This window comes from Streptomyces sp. 150FB, assembly GCF_000818195.1.
Classification (GTDB): Bacteria; Actinomycetota; Actinomycetes; order Streptomycetales; family Streptomycetaceae; genus Streptomyces.
Genome location: NZ_JTHL01000001.1, coordinates 305424 through 320410 on the forward strand (window position 1 = coordinate 305424; position 14987 = coordinate 320410).

The 14987-nt window shown below is 71.1% G+C and carries 12 protein-coding genes; 8 read left to right on the forward strand and 4 right to left on the reverse strand.

Going from position 1 to position 14987, the window contains the following annotated elements; all coding sequences use genetic code 11:
• Nucleotides 1–186 precede the first annotated feature (186 nt).
• Nucleotides 187–2448, reverse strand: a complete 2262-nt coding sequence (locus QR77_RS01105) for an RICIN domain-containing protein (RefSeq protein ID WP_078876410.1) — start codon at nt 2446–2448, stop codon at nt 187–189.
• A gap of 81 nt (nt 2449–2529) precedes the next feature.
• Nucleotides 2530–3414: a glycoside hydrolase family 16 protein gene (locus QR77_RS01110; protein ID WP_040019241.1), complete on the reverse strand. Its 885-nt coding sequence runs from the start codon at nt 3412–3414 to the stop codon at nt 2530–2532.
• 284 nt (nt 3415–3698) lie between these two features.
• Here QR77_RS01110 and QR77_RS01115 point away from each other — a divergent pair, with 284 nt between their 5' ends.
• Entirely contained in the window at nt 3699–4496 is a 798-nt protein-coding gene (locus QR77_RS01115; RefSeq protein ID WP_040019242.1) for an endonuclease, read from the forward strand.
• Nucleotides 4497–4571: 75 nt separating this feature from the next.
• Here the strand turns inward: QR77_RS01115 and QR77_RS01120 are convergent, their stop codons facing one another.
• A complete protein-coding gene (locus tag QR77_RS01120) occupies nt 4572–5531 on the reverse strand; it encodes an NAD-dependent epimerase/dehydratase family protein (RefSeq protein WP_040019243.1) in 960 nt (319 codons plus the stop codon).
• Between the two features lie 186 nt (nt 5532–5717).
• On the opposite strand from QR77_RS01120, the gene QR77_RS01125 reads away from it, so the two are divergent.
• The 5 genes from QR77_RS01125 to QR77_RS01145 all read left to right on the forward strand — a co-directional run bounded on the left by QR77_RS01125 (nt 5718) and on the right by QR77_RS01145 (nt 9663).
• Nucleotides 5718–6443, forward strand: coding sequence for a TetR/AcrR family transcriptional regulator (locus QR77_RS01125; RefSeq protein WP_040019244.1), 726 nt, complete (start codon nt 5718–5720; stop codon nt 6441–6443).
• A 116-nt stretch (nt 6444–6559) separates the two neighbouring features.
• A complete protein-coding gene (locus tag QR77_RS01130) occupies nt 6560–6922 on the forward strand; it encodes a DUF1304 domain-containing protein (RefSeq protein WP_040019245.1) in 363 nt (120 codons plus the stop codon).
• Complete coding sequence (locus QR77_RS01135; protein ID WP_040019246.1) at nt 6919–7488, forward strand: TetR/AcrR family transcriptional regulator; 570 nt, start codon at nt 6919–6921, stop codon at nt 7486–7488. The genes QR77_RS01130 and QR77_RS01135 overlap by 4 nt, the downstream gene beginning before the upstream one ends.
• An 89-nt stretch (nt 7489–7577) precedes the next feature.
• Nucleotides 7578–8090 (forward strand): SRPBCC family protein, encoded by a 513-nt coding sequence (locus tag QR77_RS01140; RefSeq protein ID WP_040019247.1) that lies wholly within the window; start codon nt 7578–7580, stop codon nt 8088–8090.
• Between the two features lie 136 nt (nt 8091–8226).
• Nucleotides 8227–9663, forward strand: a complete 1437-nt coding sequence (locus QR77_RS01145) for a SpoIIE family protein phosphatase (RefSeq protein ID WP_040019248.1) — start codon at nt 8227–8229, stop codon at nt 9661–9663.
• 60 nt (nt 9664–9723) lie between these two features.
• Here QR77_RS01145 and QR77_RS01150 read toward each other — a convergent pair whose 3' ends face one another.
• On the reverse strand, nt 9724–11223 hold the full coding sequence (locus QR77_RS01150) for a hypothetical protein (RefSeq protein ID WP_040019249.1): 1500 nt from the start codon (nt 11221–11223) through the stop codon (nt 9724–9726).
• 232 nt (nt 11224–11455) lie between these two features.
• On the opposite strand from QR77_RS01150, the gene QR77_RS01155 reads away from it, so the two are divergent.
• Together QR77_RS01155 and QR77_RS01160 are read left to right on the forward strand one after the other, a co-directional pair.
• Complete coding sequence (locus tag QR77_RS01155; RefSeq protein ID WP_052488441.1) at nt 11456–12601, forward strand: aminoglycoside phosphotransferase family protein; 1146 nt, start codon at nt 11456–11458, stop codon at nt 12599–12601.
• Nucleotides 12602–13009: 408 nt separating this feature from the next.
• Nucleotides 13010–14938 (forward strand): N-acetylmuramoyl-L-alanine amidase, encoded by a 1929-nt coding sequence (locus QR77_RS01160; RefSeq protein WP_040027063.1) that lies wholly within the window; start codon nt 13010–13012, stop codon nt 14936–14938.
• Nucleotides 14939–14987 lie beyond the last annotated feature (49 nt).

Below are 14987 nucleotides of genomic sequence, written 5' to 3' on the forward strand. Positions count from 1 at the left end.
GCTGGGGTGGGAGGCGCTGCTCTACCGGGGGCCGCGCAGGCGCCGCTTCCTGGAGGTCGAGCCCGCCTCGTGAGCGCCGCCGGTCGGCGCCGCTCCGTGAGCCCCCTGATCAGCCCCGCGCCGGGCAGCCGGAACCGCCGGTACGGCCCTGGGCCGTACCGGCGTCCCGATCCATCTCCCCTAAGGTCAGGGGTAGTTGGTCAGGTTGGCGACGTTCGACGACGAGTTGGCCGGGCCTCCCCTGTCGTTGATGACATGCCGGATGGTGCCCGTACCGCCCAGTGACACCGACACCATGTTGGTGAACCGCACACCGGGGTTGTTGGGCGCCTCGAAGGAGTGCTCGGCGGTCACCGACGGGTTGGCGGAGAAGAAGCAGTAGCTGCCGAGCCCGTACGCCTGATGGCTGGTGACGCTGTCCGCCACCTTGTAGGCGGCGTAGCCCTGCGTACTGCCGTTCATCCACGCCGCCTGGTTGGGCGGGTCGTAGGGCATCTCGTTCTGGTAGAAGTACGTCTTGCCGCCGTTGCCGTTCCAGATGGTCTGGTACTTCTGGTAGTGCTCGACGAACAGCCCGTACATGGTGACATCGGCGCCGTTCACGATCAGGCCGGTGTCTGCCGTGTTCGAGTTCCAGCCGACCCCGGTGGAGTGGTCGGCGCGCCAGAGCCACATGTGGTCACCGATGACATTGCGGCTGTTGACGACGAGGCTGGTGGTCGCCTTGCCGACACCGCCGCCCCCGATGCGGAAGAACACGTCGTGCAGCGAGGTGGGGTTGGTGGCGTGGCTCTGGTTCGAGCCGTCGGGGCCGACCGTCATCAGCCGCTGGGAGTTGACGGGGCCGGCGTCGATGAGCAGTCCTGCGATCTTCACCCCGTCGACGTCGGCGACGTTCATCGCCGAGACCCCGTTGTCCGGCATGATCGTGGCGAGGCCGAGACCGAGGACGACGGTGTCGGGGCGCGTCACGTTCAGCGGCTGGTTCACATGGTAGACACCCGGGGTGATCAGCAGGTTCTTGCCCTGGGCGAGGGCCGCGTTCATGTCGGCGGCCGTGGCGCCCGGCTTGGCGATGTAGAACTGGTCGAGCGGGATGGACGTACCCGCGGGGGCGCCGCCCGCCCACGTCGTGCCCGAGGAGTTGGCGCGCAGCGCGGGTACGAACACCTTGTAGGCGCCGGCCGCGTCGACGTACAGGAAGGGCTTCTCACGCACCTGCGGGGTCTGGTCGACCCTGGTGTAGGGCGGGTTGGGGAAGTTGCCCGCCGGGGCGTTCTTCGCGCCGACGAACACCATGTTCCAGTTGGAGCCGCTCCAGCTTCCCCACTCGGTGTTGCGCGACAGCCACTGCTGCTGGGTGCCGGACCTGACCTGACCGTCGATCTTGCTGTCGGCCATGAAGCCGCCGCTGGCCCAACCGCCGTCGTCCAGGGCGAGGTTGCCCCGGACATGCATACGGCGGTACGGCGCCGCCTGCGAGACCGCCCACCTGTCGGTGCCGCCGGTGGGGGTCACCGAGAGGTTCTCGGCGCTGCGCCAGAAGTTCTGGGTGGCGTTCTGCGGCGGGAACCAGTCGGCCTCGGCGTGGACGGCTCCGTTGATGTTCACGTCGTCGGGGTTGAGGCCGAGTCCGGCGACCTGGGTGTAGAAGCCGACATTCACATCGACGTTGTAGTTGCCGGGGCGGAACAGGAAGGCCTGGCGCTGGGAGCCGAACTGGTTGGTCTCCTGCTGGTTGAAGACGGCGCTGACCTTGCTCTGGATCGTCGCCGCCGGCATCGACGGGTCGAAGACCGTGACGTTGGGGCCGAGATCGGGGGTGCCGGCCGGCGGGGGCGGGTCGGCCGGTGTCAGCCGGAAGGACTGGGCCGCCGAGCCGTTGCAGGTGAACTGGCCGAGCCGGACGCTGTCGGAGGTCGAGGCGGACGGTACGTCGAGGCACTTGCCGCTGAGCCCGTTGACGAAGTGGTAGGCGCCGTCGGCCTCCTCCACCGGCTGCCACTGCTGGTTGGCGCCGTTGCTGAAGAGCCAGAGCTGGATGGGCGCGTTGTCGGCGGTGGAGACGTCCTTCACATCCCAGACCTGGTCGGCGGCGTTGCGGTTGCCGACCTTGAACCGGCCGTTGCCGGTGGAGGTGAAGCTCCAGTGCTGGGCGAGGGAGCCGTTGCAGGTGTACTGCTGTACGGCGGTGCCGTTGGCGGTGGCGGCGGCCGCCGCGTCGACACACTTGCCGCTGCCCTTGTTGACGACATCGACCCAGCCGGTGGGCACGGCCGCGGCGGCCTTGGGCGCGGGCGTGCTTTCAGCCGCGGTCGGCGCCGCCGCCTGGGCGTGCTGCTGGGGCGCGACCGCGCCGATCAGGGCCGTGCTGAGGCAGGCCACGGCGACGGCGAAGGGTCTGAGGTGTTTCCAGGGGGTCCGGGCGCTCGTAAGTGAAAGGCTCATGTGGGGAGTTCACTGTCCACTTCTGACAAGGCACCCGCCCGCGGACCGGAGTCCACGGGCGGGTGCGGGCGTGAGGAGCGATTACCTGTTGGCCGCCGCACTGTTGCCGGTCGTGACATGCACGTAGTCGACGACGAGTTGCTGCGGGAAAGCGGTGCTGCCGTCGGGGTCGCCGGGCCAGTAGCCGCCGACCGCGAGATTGAGGATGACGAAGAACGGCTTGTTGAAGACCCACTGGTTGCCGCCGACATCGGCGGGCGTACGGGTCTGGTAGACGTTCCCGTCGACGGACCACTTGATGGAGTCGGGCGCCCAGTCGACGGCGAAGGTGTGGAAGTCGTCGGCGAAGGCGGCGCCGCCGGGCAGCGAGTAGCCGGCGCCGATGCCCTTGTCGCCCGAGTATCCGGGGCCGTGGATGGTGCCGTGGACCGTGTTGGGCTCGAAGCCGACGTTCTCCATGACGTCGATCTCGCCGCTGTTCGGCCAGCCGACACTGCCGAGGTCGTCCCCCAGCATCCAGAACGCCGGCCACATGCCCTGGCCGCGCGGGATCTTCATCCGGGTCTCCACGTGCCCGTACTGGGACGTGAACTTGCCGGACGTGTTGAGCCGGGCGGAGGTGTATTCGCACGCTCCGTACCAGCACTGGTAGTTGGCCGGGTTCTCCTTGCGCGCGGTGATCACCAGGTGGCCCTGGCCGTCGAGCGCGGCGTTGCTGTTGCCGGCCGTGTAGTACTGCCGTTCGTGGTTGTTGACACCGTCACCGGTCTCCGTCTGCCACTTGGAGCCGTCGACGCCCGAGCCGGCTGCGCCGTCGAAGTCGTCGGAGAAGGTGGCGGCGGCCGCTGACCCGGTGTGGGGGGTGGGTGTGGCGGACGCTCCGGTGGGGATCGCGGCAAGTGCGGCGCCGCAGCAGAGCAGTGTGCTCGCGTAGAGCGCCGTACGCCGGCGCCATGAGTTCTTCACTGGTCATCACATCGCTTCGTGGGGGGAACGTGTATGACATTTGAGCCGTACTTGATTTAAGGGAGGCTACGGGGAACCGTCAAGGAGGTGGTATGGACCAAAGTTGAGTGAATTCACAGTCACCGCACAACCAAAGGGCCGCAAGTCCTCCGCAACCGGACGCCCGGCGGGCCGATTTCGCCGCCATTTGACCTGCACATGATGAGTGCTCGATGTTCACACCTGGGCGTGAAGCCTGTGCGAGGCTCCGGCTGACTCGTTTCCCCCGAGAGGACTCGCCCTTCATGTCCCGTCGCCAACGTCCCACCCGGCGTTTGCTGCTGGCCCTCGGCGCCGCCACAGCGGCGCTCGCCACCATCGCGGCAGCCGCGCCCGCCGCCACCCCGGCAGGCACGCTCGACGACACGTACTACCAGGACGCACTCGGCAAGACAGGTCCCGCTCTCAAGTCGGCCCTGCACACGATCATCAGCGACCAGACGAAGATCACCTACAGCCAGGTGTGGGAGGCGCTGAAGGACACGGACGAGGACCCCGCGAATCCGTCGAACGTGATCCTCCTCTACACGGGCCGCTCCCAGTCGAAGGCGGACAGCGGCGGCAACGCCGACGACTGGAACCGCGAACACGTGTGGGCCAAGTCGCACGGCGACTTCGGCACCTCGACCGGCCCCGGCACCGACATCCACCATCTGCGCCCGAGCGAGGTGGGGGTCAACTCCGTACGCGGGAACAAGGACTTCGACAACGGCGGGAGCCCGGTCGCCGGAGCGCCCGGCAACTTCACCGACAGCGACTCCTTCGAGCCGCGCGACGCGGTCAAGGGCGACATCGCCCGCATGATCCTCTACATGGCCGTCAGGTACGAGGGTGACGACGCCTTCCCCGACCTCGAACCGAACGACCAGGTCGGCAACGGCTCGAAGCCGGCGATCGGCAAGCTGTCCGTCCTGGAGCAGTGGAACGACGAGGATCCGCCGGACACCTTCGAGAAGCACCGCAACGACGTCATATACGACCAGTACCAGCACAACCGCAACCCGTTCGTCGACCACCCCGAATGGGCGGAAGCGATCTGGTGACCGTACGGGGCACCGTACGCGTCGGGGCCCCCGGGACGACTCGTCCCGGGGGCCCCGATCCGTACCGCCACCCCGTCAGCTCCTCGGCGCCTGCCCGATCAGCTCGCGGTACCAGTCCAGCGTGTCGTCCAGCGTGCGGGCGAGCGGGGTGGGGCCGACGCCGAAGGTGCGCTCGAAGTCGGACGAGTCCATGATCTGTGTCTCGGTGTGCTGGTAGAACATCTCCGCGTACTCGTTCATGAACTCCTCGTCGAACGGGCCGAAGGGCCGCGCCTCGGCGAGAGGGACCGTCGTGAGCGGGGCGCCGACCCGCTCCTCGATCATCGCAAAGATCTCCCGGGTGGTGACGGCGGGCGCCGTGGGCAGGTGCCAGACCCGCCCGTCGCCCTCGGGGTGCTCGCCGAGGGTGGCGAGGCCGGTGGCCACATCGGCGATGCTCGTGTAGCTGTGGCGCAGGCCGATGTCGCCCAGCGCGGGAACCTCTCCGCCCATCAGCGCGGGCGGGAAGACGGCCCCGCCCAGCGTCGAGTTGAGCACGCGCGGCCCGACGAAGTCGGCCGCCCTGCCGAGTACGACCGCCACCCGTACCTCGCGGTGCGCCGCGAGGTACGCCTCGTCGAGCCGGGCCCGCAGCTTTCCCTTGCGTGAGGTCGCGCGCCAGGGGCTGTCCTCGGTCATGACCTCGCCGTGCGTCTCGCCGTACGGGTACAGCGTGTCGAGCACCACGAGCCGGGCACCGGCGCTCTCGACAGCGGCGAGCAACGCCTCCTGCACCCGGGGCAGTACGTCGAGCTGGAGCTGGTAGGCGACGTTCACGCAGTGGTACACGACGGCGGCGCCGGCCACGGCGGCGAGCGCGCCGTCCCGTGTGGTCACATCCGCCGCGTACCGCTCGACTCCCTTGAGGGGCTCGCCCTCGCCGGAGCGGTTGACCAGTCGTACGCCGCGCCCGCGGCCGGCGAGTTCGGCGGCGAGGGCGGTACCGGCCGGGCCCGAGCCCAGGACCACGTGGAGATTGCTTGTCGCAGCGGACATGACGATTCCCTCTCGTTCGGACCGAGTGGCGCCCTCCCCGGTTGGGGTTGCACCCTCACTTCTGTTATTGACCGTAACTCTTGCGATGAAGCATTGCAAGAGCGGTGAAAGGTCCGTCTCGACAGGGTGATTAACATTCACTAGAGACCATCACCACCATCGCGGCGAACCGCACAGGAGGACCTCATGGCCGAAGCGGCGCAGAGCCCCAGGGCCCGCTACCGGGAGCAGACCCGGGCCGAGATCAAGGCGGCCGCGCTCCAGCAGCTCGCCGAGGGAGGCGTGCAGTCGGTGGCGCTGACCCGGATCGCCAAGGACATGGGCCTCTCGGGGCCCGCCCTCTACCGGTATTTCGCCGGGCGCGACGACCTGCTCTCCGCCCTGATCAGGGACGCCTACGACGAGGTGGCCGAGGCCATGGGGAAGGCGGCGGACGGCACGTCCGGTACGAGCCCGCGCGCGGCGCTGCGGGTGCTCGCCGGCGCCTACCGCGACTGGGCCCTGGCGCAGCCGCACCGCTACCAGCTCATCCAGGGGACTCCGCTGCCCGGGTACGCGGCTCCGCCGGACACCCAGGCACGCGCGCGGGCCGCGCTCGGCCCCTTCCTGAAGGTGTTCGCCGCCGGTGACCCGTCCGACTCCGTACGCCCCCTCGTGGCGGAGATGGAGGCGTGGGCCGGCGCGGACGGCGCGGACGGCGCGGTCACCGACTGGCTCCAGGAGCACACCGGACTGGCGGCGGAAGACGCGGCGGCGGGCGCCGCGCTCGCCGGGGCCGTCCTCGTCTGGTCGCAGCTCCACGGCACGGTCAGCCTGGAGGTGGCGGGGCAGTACGAAGGGATGGGGCACAGCGCGGGAACGCTGCTGGCGGCGCAGATCGAATCGCTGGCCGACGCGTTCCGGCTGCCGTGACCGTACCGGCGAGCGGTGAGCGGGGGCTGCGCGGGACCCGCCGAAGGGCTCCGATGGACAGGTGTCTAAAGTTCGTGGACACCTGTCCATTTCCGTGACTTCGGGAGAACCCGCTCGTGCAGACAACCGCGCTTGTCCTGGTCGGCCTTGTCGCCGCTTTCCACGTCTACACCATGGTGCTGGAGATGTTCCTCTGGGAACGGAAGCCGGGGCGCGCCCTCCATGGGTTCGACGCCGGTCTCGCGCGGTCGACGGCCCCGCTCGCCGCCAACCAGGGCCTCTACAACGGTTTCCTGGCGGCCGGGCTCGTCTGGGGGCTGGTCGTCGGCGACCCGACGGGACACAGCGTCCAGATCTTCTTCCTGATCTGTGTGGTGGTGGCCGGGATATACGGGGCCGCCACGGCCAACAAGCGCATCCTGTTCGCCCAGGCGCTCCCGGGCGCCCTCGCCCTGGCCGCCGTCCTGGTGGCCGGATGAGTGCCGCGCCGGGGGGCGGCACCCGTACGGCGGGAACCCGGGACCGGCTGCGCGAGGCGCTCCTCGACGAGTGCGCCGAAAGGCCGTTCGATGAGGTCAATGTCGCCGCCCTGGTGCGCAGGGCGGGTCTGAGCCGGGCGACGTTCTACCTCCACTACCCGGATCTGCGGACGCTGGCGGTGGACGCCTGCGCCGAGGTGGTGCGTGACGCGGTGGACGCCCTGCACGCCTGGCGCGGGGTGCCCGACCCGCGTACGGCGCCGCCGGCGCTCACCGCGTTCTTCACCGGTCTCGCGCCGCACGCCGCGCTGTACCGGACCCTGCTGCGCCCGGGCGGCGGCGGTCCGCTCGGTGAGCTGCTCCACCGTGAGCTGCGCGAACGCAGCCGCACCGAAAGGGCGTTGGCCGGGGCGCCCGCCTCCGAGCTGATCGACTCGGCGGTGGCAGCGTCCTTCGCCGGGGTGCTCTCCGACTGGCTGCACGGTCTGGTCGGGGGCTCCCCGGAGTCCGTCGCCGCCCGGATCTGGCAGCTCCTCGGGGCGCTGCACCGGCTGCCCCCCGTATGAGAGCCTTCGCCTGCCGTACGAGGACCGAGTGCGTCAACCGGCCGGGCCCGACGGTACGTTACTGTCGGGTAACGACGATCGGAGCCCCCATGCCACGTACCTACACCGTTTCGGACAGCATCGTTGTCGCGGCGGACCCCTCCACGGTCTACGGGCAGGTCAGCAGACCGTCCCTGATGGGCCGCTGGAGTCCGGAGAACCTCGGGGCGACCGTGCGCGGCGGCGAGCGGGAGACCTGGAACGGGATGGTCTTCGAGGGCCACAACAAGCGCGGCCCGGCCCGCTGGACCACCCGCTGCACGGTGACCGCGGCCGACCCCGGTGAGCGGTTCGCCTTCCGCGTGCACGCCATCGGGGTGCGCAAGCCCCGGCTGCGGGGCCCCATCGCCACCTGGGAGTACCGCTTCGAGCCGGTCCCCGGCGGCACCCGGGTCACCGAGACCTGGACGGACGACCGGCGCTCCTGGCCGGACGCCGTCGCGAACGCGTTCGACCGGATCGCGACCGGCGGTCAGACGTTCGCCGCCTTCCAGGCGCGCAACATCCGTGCGACCCTGCGTAGTCTCAAGCGGGCGATGGAGGAGGAGCCCGCCGGCCGCTGACCGTCCGATGGCATATGCCGCCGACACCACCACGTCGAGTGTTGCCAAACGCCTTACGGCCCCCACGCGCCTGTGCCACAGTCGACATGGTCCACCATCCAGACCTCGCAGCGCCGCGCCCGTATCGGAGTACGAGATGCCGTCCCCTCTGTTCGCGGACCGTCCCGCCCCACCACCGGCCGACCGGGGCTCGGTCGACGCACTCATCACCCGGGCCCGCAGGCTGCGCGGCGATGTGGACGCCGTACGCCGGGGTTCCCCGGCCGACGACGACGACACGCTCCGGCGCTGGCAGCGGGCGCTCTGCGATCTGGCGGTCGATCAGCTCGACGCCCTCAGCGCCCACCTGGACCAGCTCAAGGCCGGCGCCCCGCACGAGGCGGGCAGGCGGCGCGGGCAGATTCCCGCAGCCCGGGGCCGGCGCGCCGTCGCGCCCCCCGGGGCGCGGCTCAGCCTCGTCGGCAGCGCGGAGTGGAATCTGCTGAGCGACGAGGTGAGCTGGTCGAACGAGCTGTACGAGATCTTCGGACGGCCGCCGGGGAGCGGCCCGCTGCCGCTGGACGAGCTGCCCGATCTGGTGTTCCCCGACGATCAGGCCCTGCTCACCGCCATGGTGACGGGCTGTCTGATCGACGGGAGGCCCATCGACGGCGAGTTCCGCGTCATCAGGACCGACGGGCAGATCCGTACGCTGCACATGATGGGCGAGCCCGTCCTCGACGCCAACGGCTGCACCGCCTCCATGTGGGCGGTCATGCGTGACGTCAGCGAGTTACGCCGCAGTGAGCGGGCCGTACGCGAATCACAGGACACCCTCCACCGCCGCCAGCACATCGCCCAGACCGAGCACCGGCTGGTGGCCGAACTCCAGGAGGCCGTGCTCCCGTCGAGAAGCGGCGCGCTCCGGCTGTCGCCCAGCGGTCCCGCCGCGCTCGGCCTGGCGGCGCGCTACCTGCCGGCCTCGTCGGGGCCGCCCGTCGGCGGCGACTGGTACGACGCGCTGGAACTGCCGTCCGGCGGCACCCTGTTGACCGTCGGAGACCTGACCGGTCACGGCGTGAGCGCCGCCTCCACCATGGCGATGCTGCTCGGCGCGCTGCGCGGGATGGCCGTGGCGGGCATCGAGCCGGGCGCGCTCCTCGGCCATCTCAACCAGCTTCTCGACACGGCGGAGCAACCCGCGCTCGGCAGCGCGCTGTGCTCCCGCTACGACCCCAGGACCCGCACCTTCGCCTGGGCGCAGGCGGGCCACCCCGCCCCGCTGCTGTTCCGCGGCGGGAGGGGGCGCGCGCTGACACCTCCGGACGGCGTACTCCTCGGGGCGACCTCGGGGGCCGTCTACGAACAGGCCGACGTCCGGCTGGAGACCGGGGACGTGCTGGTGCTGCACACCGACGGGCTGGTCCGCGACGGCGCCGCCGCCGGGGACGGACAGGAAAGACTGCTGGCGCTGGCACCGGAACTGGCCGGAGCGCTCACCGCGCAGGACTGTGCCAGCGCCGTCGTCGGTGAGTTCGGTGAGACAGGACGCGAGAACGACGCGTGTGTGATGGTCGCGATGGTCGGCGCCTGAGCCGTACGCGCCGTGGGCCGCGGCCCGCCGTACCCGTACACCCAGCCGTGGCCGGTTGCCTCAGATGGTGGCGCCCCGCGGCCGTACGGGACTCTTGGGCAGCGAGAGCTGGATCTCGGCGCGCAGGTCCTCGACCTTCGCGTGTTTCGCGTACTGGCCGGTGAGCCGGTACATCTCCCGCAGCCGGTCCCAGGTGCGGTGCGAGGAGGTCTCCCCCATCGACACCAGCGCGAGCCTGGCGTAACGGGCCGCCTGTTCGGGGTCGTCCCCGATGAAACAGGCCGAGGCCAGCGAGATGTAGTCGAAGATCTGCGAGCGCTGACGGCCGGCCGCCCGCAGCTCCAGCGCCCGTTTCGCGTGGTGCTGCGCGACGCCGGCGGCGGCCGGCTCGTGGTCGGCGAGCGTACGGAAGGCCAGCGCCTCCATGCCGTGCAGATCCGCCTCGTCGAACATCTGCGTCCAGCTCGGCGGTTCGACGTCGTCCTTGCCGGAGACGAACAGGTCCTCCGCCTCGCCGAGGGTGCGGCGCATGGCCTGACCGCGCCCCATGGACGCCTGGGCCCACGCCTCGATGGTGTGCAGCATGGCCCGCGTACGGGGCAGCATCTCCTCGCCGGAGCCCGACGTGGCGAGTTCCATCAGATCGAGGGCGTCGTCGGGACGGCCCAGGTGGACCATCTGGCGCGCGGCCCTGGAGAGGGCCTCTCCGGCGCGGGGCCGGTCCCCGCCCTCGCGCGCCGCGTGGGTGGCGATGACGAAGTACTTCTGGGCGGTGGGTTCGAGGCCCACGTCGTGGGACATCCACCCGGCGAGTACGGCGAGATTGGCGGCGACGCCCCACAGGCGCCGCTGGAGCAGATCGGGATGGCGGTAGGCGAGCATCCCGCCCACCTCGTTGAGCTGGCCCACCACGGCCTTGCGCTGGAGCCCGCCTCCCCGGGCGGCGTCCCAGGCGCGGAACACCTCGACGGAGTGCTCCAGCGCCTCGATCTCCTGCGATCCGATGGGGGCGGCCTCGTAACGGCCGAGCCCCGCGGGGTCGGCCTGGAGGGGATCGTCGAGCCGTGGGGCGTCGGAGACGAGTGCGGGGTCGGAGTGCAGCCAGTCGTGCATGGCGCTGCTGAGTGCGGTGCCTGCGGTGAGCGCGACGCCCGCGCCCACCATGCCGCGTCGGTTGAGCATGAGGTCCATTCCCGTGAATTCGGTGAGGACCGCTGCCGTGCGTTCCGGCGCCCAGGGCAGTTCGTCGGGGTTGTCCGGGCCGTCGTTGGGCCCGGAGGTCCGGCGTCTCCCCGTGCGCCCGTTCCGTACGAGCCCGAGGTCCTCGATGGTCACGACACGACCGAGCCGCTCGGTGAACAGGGCTTCCAGCACTTCGGGCACGGGCTCGCGCGGGGTCTCCCCCATGTCGATCCAGCGCCGCACCCGCGAGGTGTCCGTGGCCAGTTGAGAGTGGCCCATGGCCGCCGCCCGCCGGTTCACCAGTCTCGCGAGTTCGCCCTTGGACCAGCCGGCCAGGCCGAACAGATCCGACAGACGGGTATTGGGTTCGCCGCTCACGTCAAGCCCCCAGGTTCTCGGCTGACCCGACACTAACGTCCTCATCGATGCCGCGGGACTATTCGCCAGGGTTCGCCAGGGTCCGCCACATGGTGTGCCACCCGCGGCCGGGTGTCAGGTAGGAACGCGCCAACCCCGGCCCGGCGTTCGGAGTCACTCCCCAGGGTGTCTCGGGCCGCCGGGGCGGCGGGCGCATGTCATTCGTCGGCACACGAAGGGATCCGTACCGCCCATGTACACAGCATCGTCCCCCGTGTCCGTTCCGCCCCGGCCACGTACCGTCGCCCCCGGCGCCGGACCGTATCTCGATCCCCACCCCACCGGTCGGGTTCAGCACCGGGAGAGGACGGTCAAAACACCCGTCAGCGGGAGACTCGACTTGTCCGGCCCCCACGGCCCGCAGTTGCGGATGGCAATCGCGTCCGTGCAGCGGATCTGCCCGGAGTTCAACCCCGTGCAGGTGCTGCGCCGCAGCGGACGTTCCGTGCTGCTCGTCGGATCCACCGGGCGCAGCACCTCGGTCGCCAAGTGTCTGCTGGACCACTCCCCCGTCTGGGTCGAGCGGTTCCGCCACGAGATAGCCGCGTACCGCGCGTTCGTCCGGCACCGTCCGCCCGTGCGGGTGCCCCGGCTCGTCGCCGCGGACCCGGACAACTGCACGCTGGTGGTCGAGCGGATGCCCGGCCGTCCGGCGGCGCTCACCCGCCATCCCGTGCAGGCACCTCCCCGGGCCGACGTACGGGTGGTGATCGGCGCGATCGCCCGGCTCAACACCTGGCGCCCGGCGCCCGGGCTGTTCGACGCGCCGCTGGACTACGCGTCGCGGATCGCGCGCTATCACGAGCTGGGTCTGTTCACCGACCGGGACCTCGGCGACCTCCAGAAGCTGCTGCACGGTCTGGCCGGCGGCAGGCAGCCGCAGGGCCAGTTCTGCCATGGCGACGCGCTGCTCTCGAACGTCCTGCTGTCGCCGGCGGGTCCCGTGCTGGTCGACTGGGAGCTGGCCGGCTGGTATCTGCCGGGGTACGACCTCGCCACGCTGTGGTCGGTGCTCGGCGACGCCCCGGTGGAGCGGCGGCGGATCAGCAAGCTCGCCCAGGCGAACGGCCCCGCGGCGCGGGACGCGTTCCTGGTCAATCTGATGCTCGTGCTGACCCGGGAGATCCGGATGTACGAGACGGCGGCCCTGCGCGCCATGCACGAGCCGTCGCCGCCGACGGCCGGTCAGCAGTCGCGGACCATGTCCTCGGCGGTCCATCCGCAGGACCGGCCGGCGGGTCCGGCGACGGGTGAGGAGCAGCGGCTGCTGCTGCGGCGCCTGCACGACGACTGCGCGCTGGCGCGGCGGGCCGTTCGCGCGGCGGTCGGTACGCGCTGACGCCCGTACCCATGACGCTCCGGGGGCCCGACCTGCCGTCCCGGAGACACGCGCCGCGCGCCCCGTGCCGACACACGGGGCGCGCGGCGTTCTCCGGCGGACCGACCACATGGCGGGACGGTCCTGAGAACTTCGGGGGGCGTGTCTCGCGCCTTCATTGGTTCACTCCACTGAAGCGCCGCAGGCCCGGGCGCCGTTTCCACGAAACTCCGTGACACGCGCGCTGACGTGCGAAATCCGCTGCCGCTCAGCATGATTGACGGAACGTTCGGGAGCCGATACCTCTGTAAAGGGTTCCGGCCCCGCAGGTCCCTTCGCGCACCGCCGTCCCTGGAGGCCGCATTGAACGGTTCCGTCCCCCGGCGCACCCGGGCCACATCCCGGCGCGTACTCGGAGCCGGGGGTGTCGTGGCCTCGGCCGCGCTGCTGCTGCCTCTGATCGCCGCCGACCCCTCGGCGCCGGCGGAGCAACCCGCCTCCGGCGCGCTGCAACGCGAATTCGCCGCCGCCGCCCGCCAGTACCGGGTACCGGCCGACGTGCTGCTCGGTGTCTCGTACCTCCAGTCCCGCTGGGACACGCACGGCGGAGCGCCGAGTGTCAGCGGCGGGTACGGCCCGATGCATCTGACCGATGTCACGACGGCGCTCGCCGGGGTACGGAGCGCGGCGCAGTCCACCGAGGACGCGCGGGGCGACACGTCCCGTCCCGCCCGTACGACGGAACGGCCGGTCGCCGCGACGCCGTCCGGTGCGACGGACGCGCCCGTACCCGCGCGGCTGCGCACCCTGGAGAGCGCGGCCCGGCTGACCGGGCTCCCCGCCGACACGCTGCGGCAGTCCCCCGAGGCCAACGTCCGCGGCGGCGCCGCGCTGCTCGCCGCGGCGCAGAAGGATCTCGGGCGTCCGCCGAGCGGCGATCCCGCCGACTGGTACGGGGCGGTGGCCCGCTTCTCGGGGGCCGACGACGCGGCGACCGCGGCCGTCTACGCCGACGACGTGTTCGCGGTGATCAAGGACGGCGAGCGGCGCACCACGGACAGCGGCCAGCGGGTCACGCTCGCGGCGACACCGGGTCTCACGCCCGACACCTCGCAGGTGACGCGGCTGGGGCTGCGCAAGGCAGCCACCGGCCCGGTGGAGTGTCCGCGCACGGTGGCCTGCGAGTGGATCCCCGCGCCGTACGAGGAGTTCGGCGACGGCGACTACGGCAACCACGACAAGGCGGACCGGCCCGCTTCCCAGTCGGTCGACTCGATCGTGCTGCACGACACCGAGGGCAGTTGGGACACCACGATCAAACTGGTCCAGGACCCGACGTACGTCTCGTGGCACTACACGCTGCGCTCGTCCGACGGGCATGTCGCCCAGCATGTGGCGCTCAAGGACGTCGCCTGGCACGCGGGCAACTGGTACACCAACGCCAAGTCGGTCGGGATCGAGCAGGAAGGTTTCCTCGTCTCGCCGGACGCCTGGTTCACGGAGGCCATGTACCGGACGTCGGCGCGGCTGGTGAAGTACCTCGCCGACCGCTACGACATCCCGCTGGACCGGCAGCACATCCTCGGCCACGACAACGTGCCGGGCACGACCGCCACGACGATCGCCGGTATGCACACCGATCCGGGCCCCTACTGGGACTGGGCGCACTACTTCCAGCTCCTCGGCAAGCCGTTCACAGCGACGGCGCGCGCGAATTCGGGTGTGGTGACGATCCGGCCGGACTACGCGGCCAACCAGCCCGTCTACACCGGGTGCGTGAGCGCCGCTGAGGCGTGCGCGCCGCACGGTTCGGCCGCCGTACGGCTGCACACGGCGCCCGCCGAGAGCGCGCCGCTGGTCAAGGACATCGGCCTGCGGCCCGGCGGCGACGAGTCCACGATCGACGTCAACGACGGGGGCGCCCGCGCCACCACGGGCCAGCAGTACGCGGTCGCCGGGCGGCAGGGCGACTGGACGGCAATCTGGTACCTGGGCCAGAAGGCCTGGTTCAACGATCCGGCGCGGCACCCGACCGCCGTGCACAGCAAGGGCACGGTGCTGACGCCGAAGCCGGGGCCGGCCGAGGTGCCGGTGTACGGGCGGGCCTACCCGGAGGCGTCGGCGTACCCGGCGGGCGTACCCGTACAGGCGCAGGCGGTGTTCCCGTACAAGCTCCTCGCCGGGCAGCGGTACGTGGTCGGTGACCGGGTGCCGGGCGAGTATCTGTACGCGCCGACCTTCGACACCTCCGTGCACCGCGTGGTGCGGGGCAAGGAGATGTACTACGAGATCCAGTTCGGGCACCGCGTCGCCTATGTGAAGGCGGCCGACGTCCGGCTGGTGCCCGCGCCGCGCTGAGGCGCGGCCCGGAACGCCGGGCGCCACCGGTCTGTGGGGGGCCGGTGGC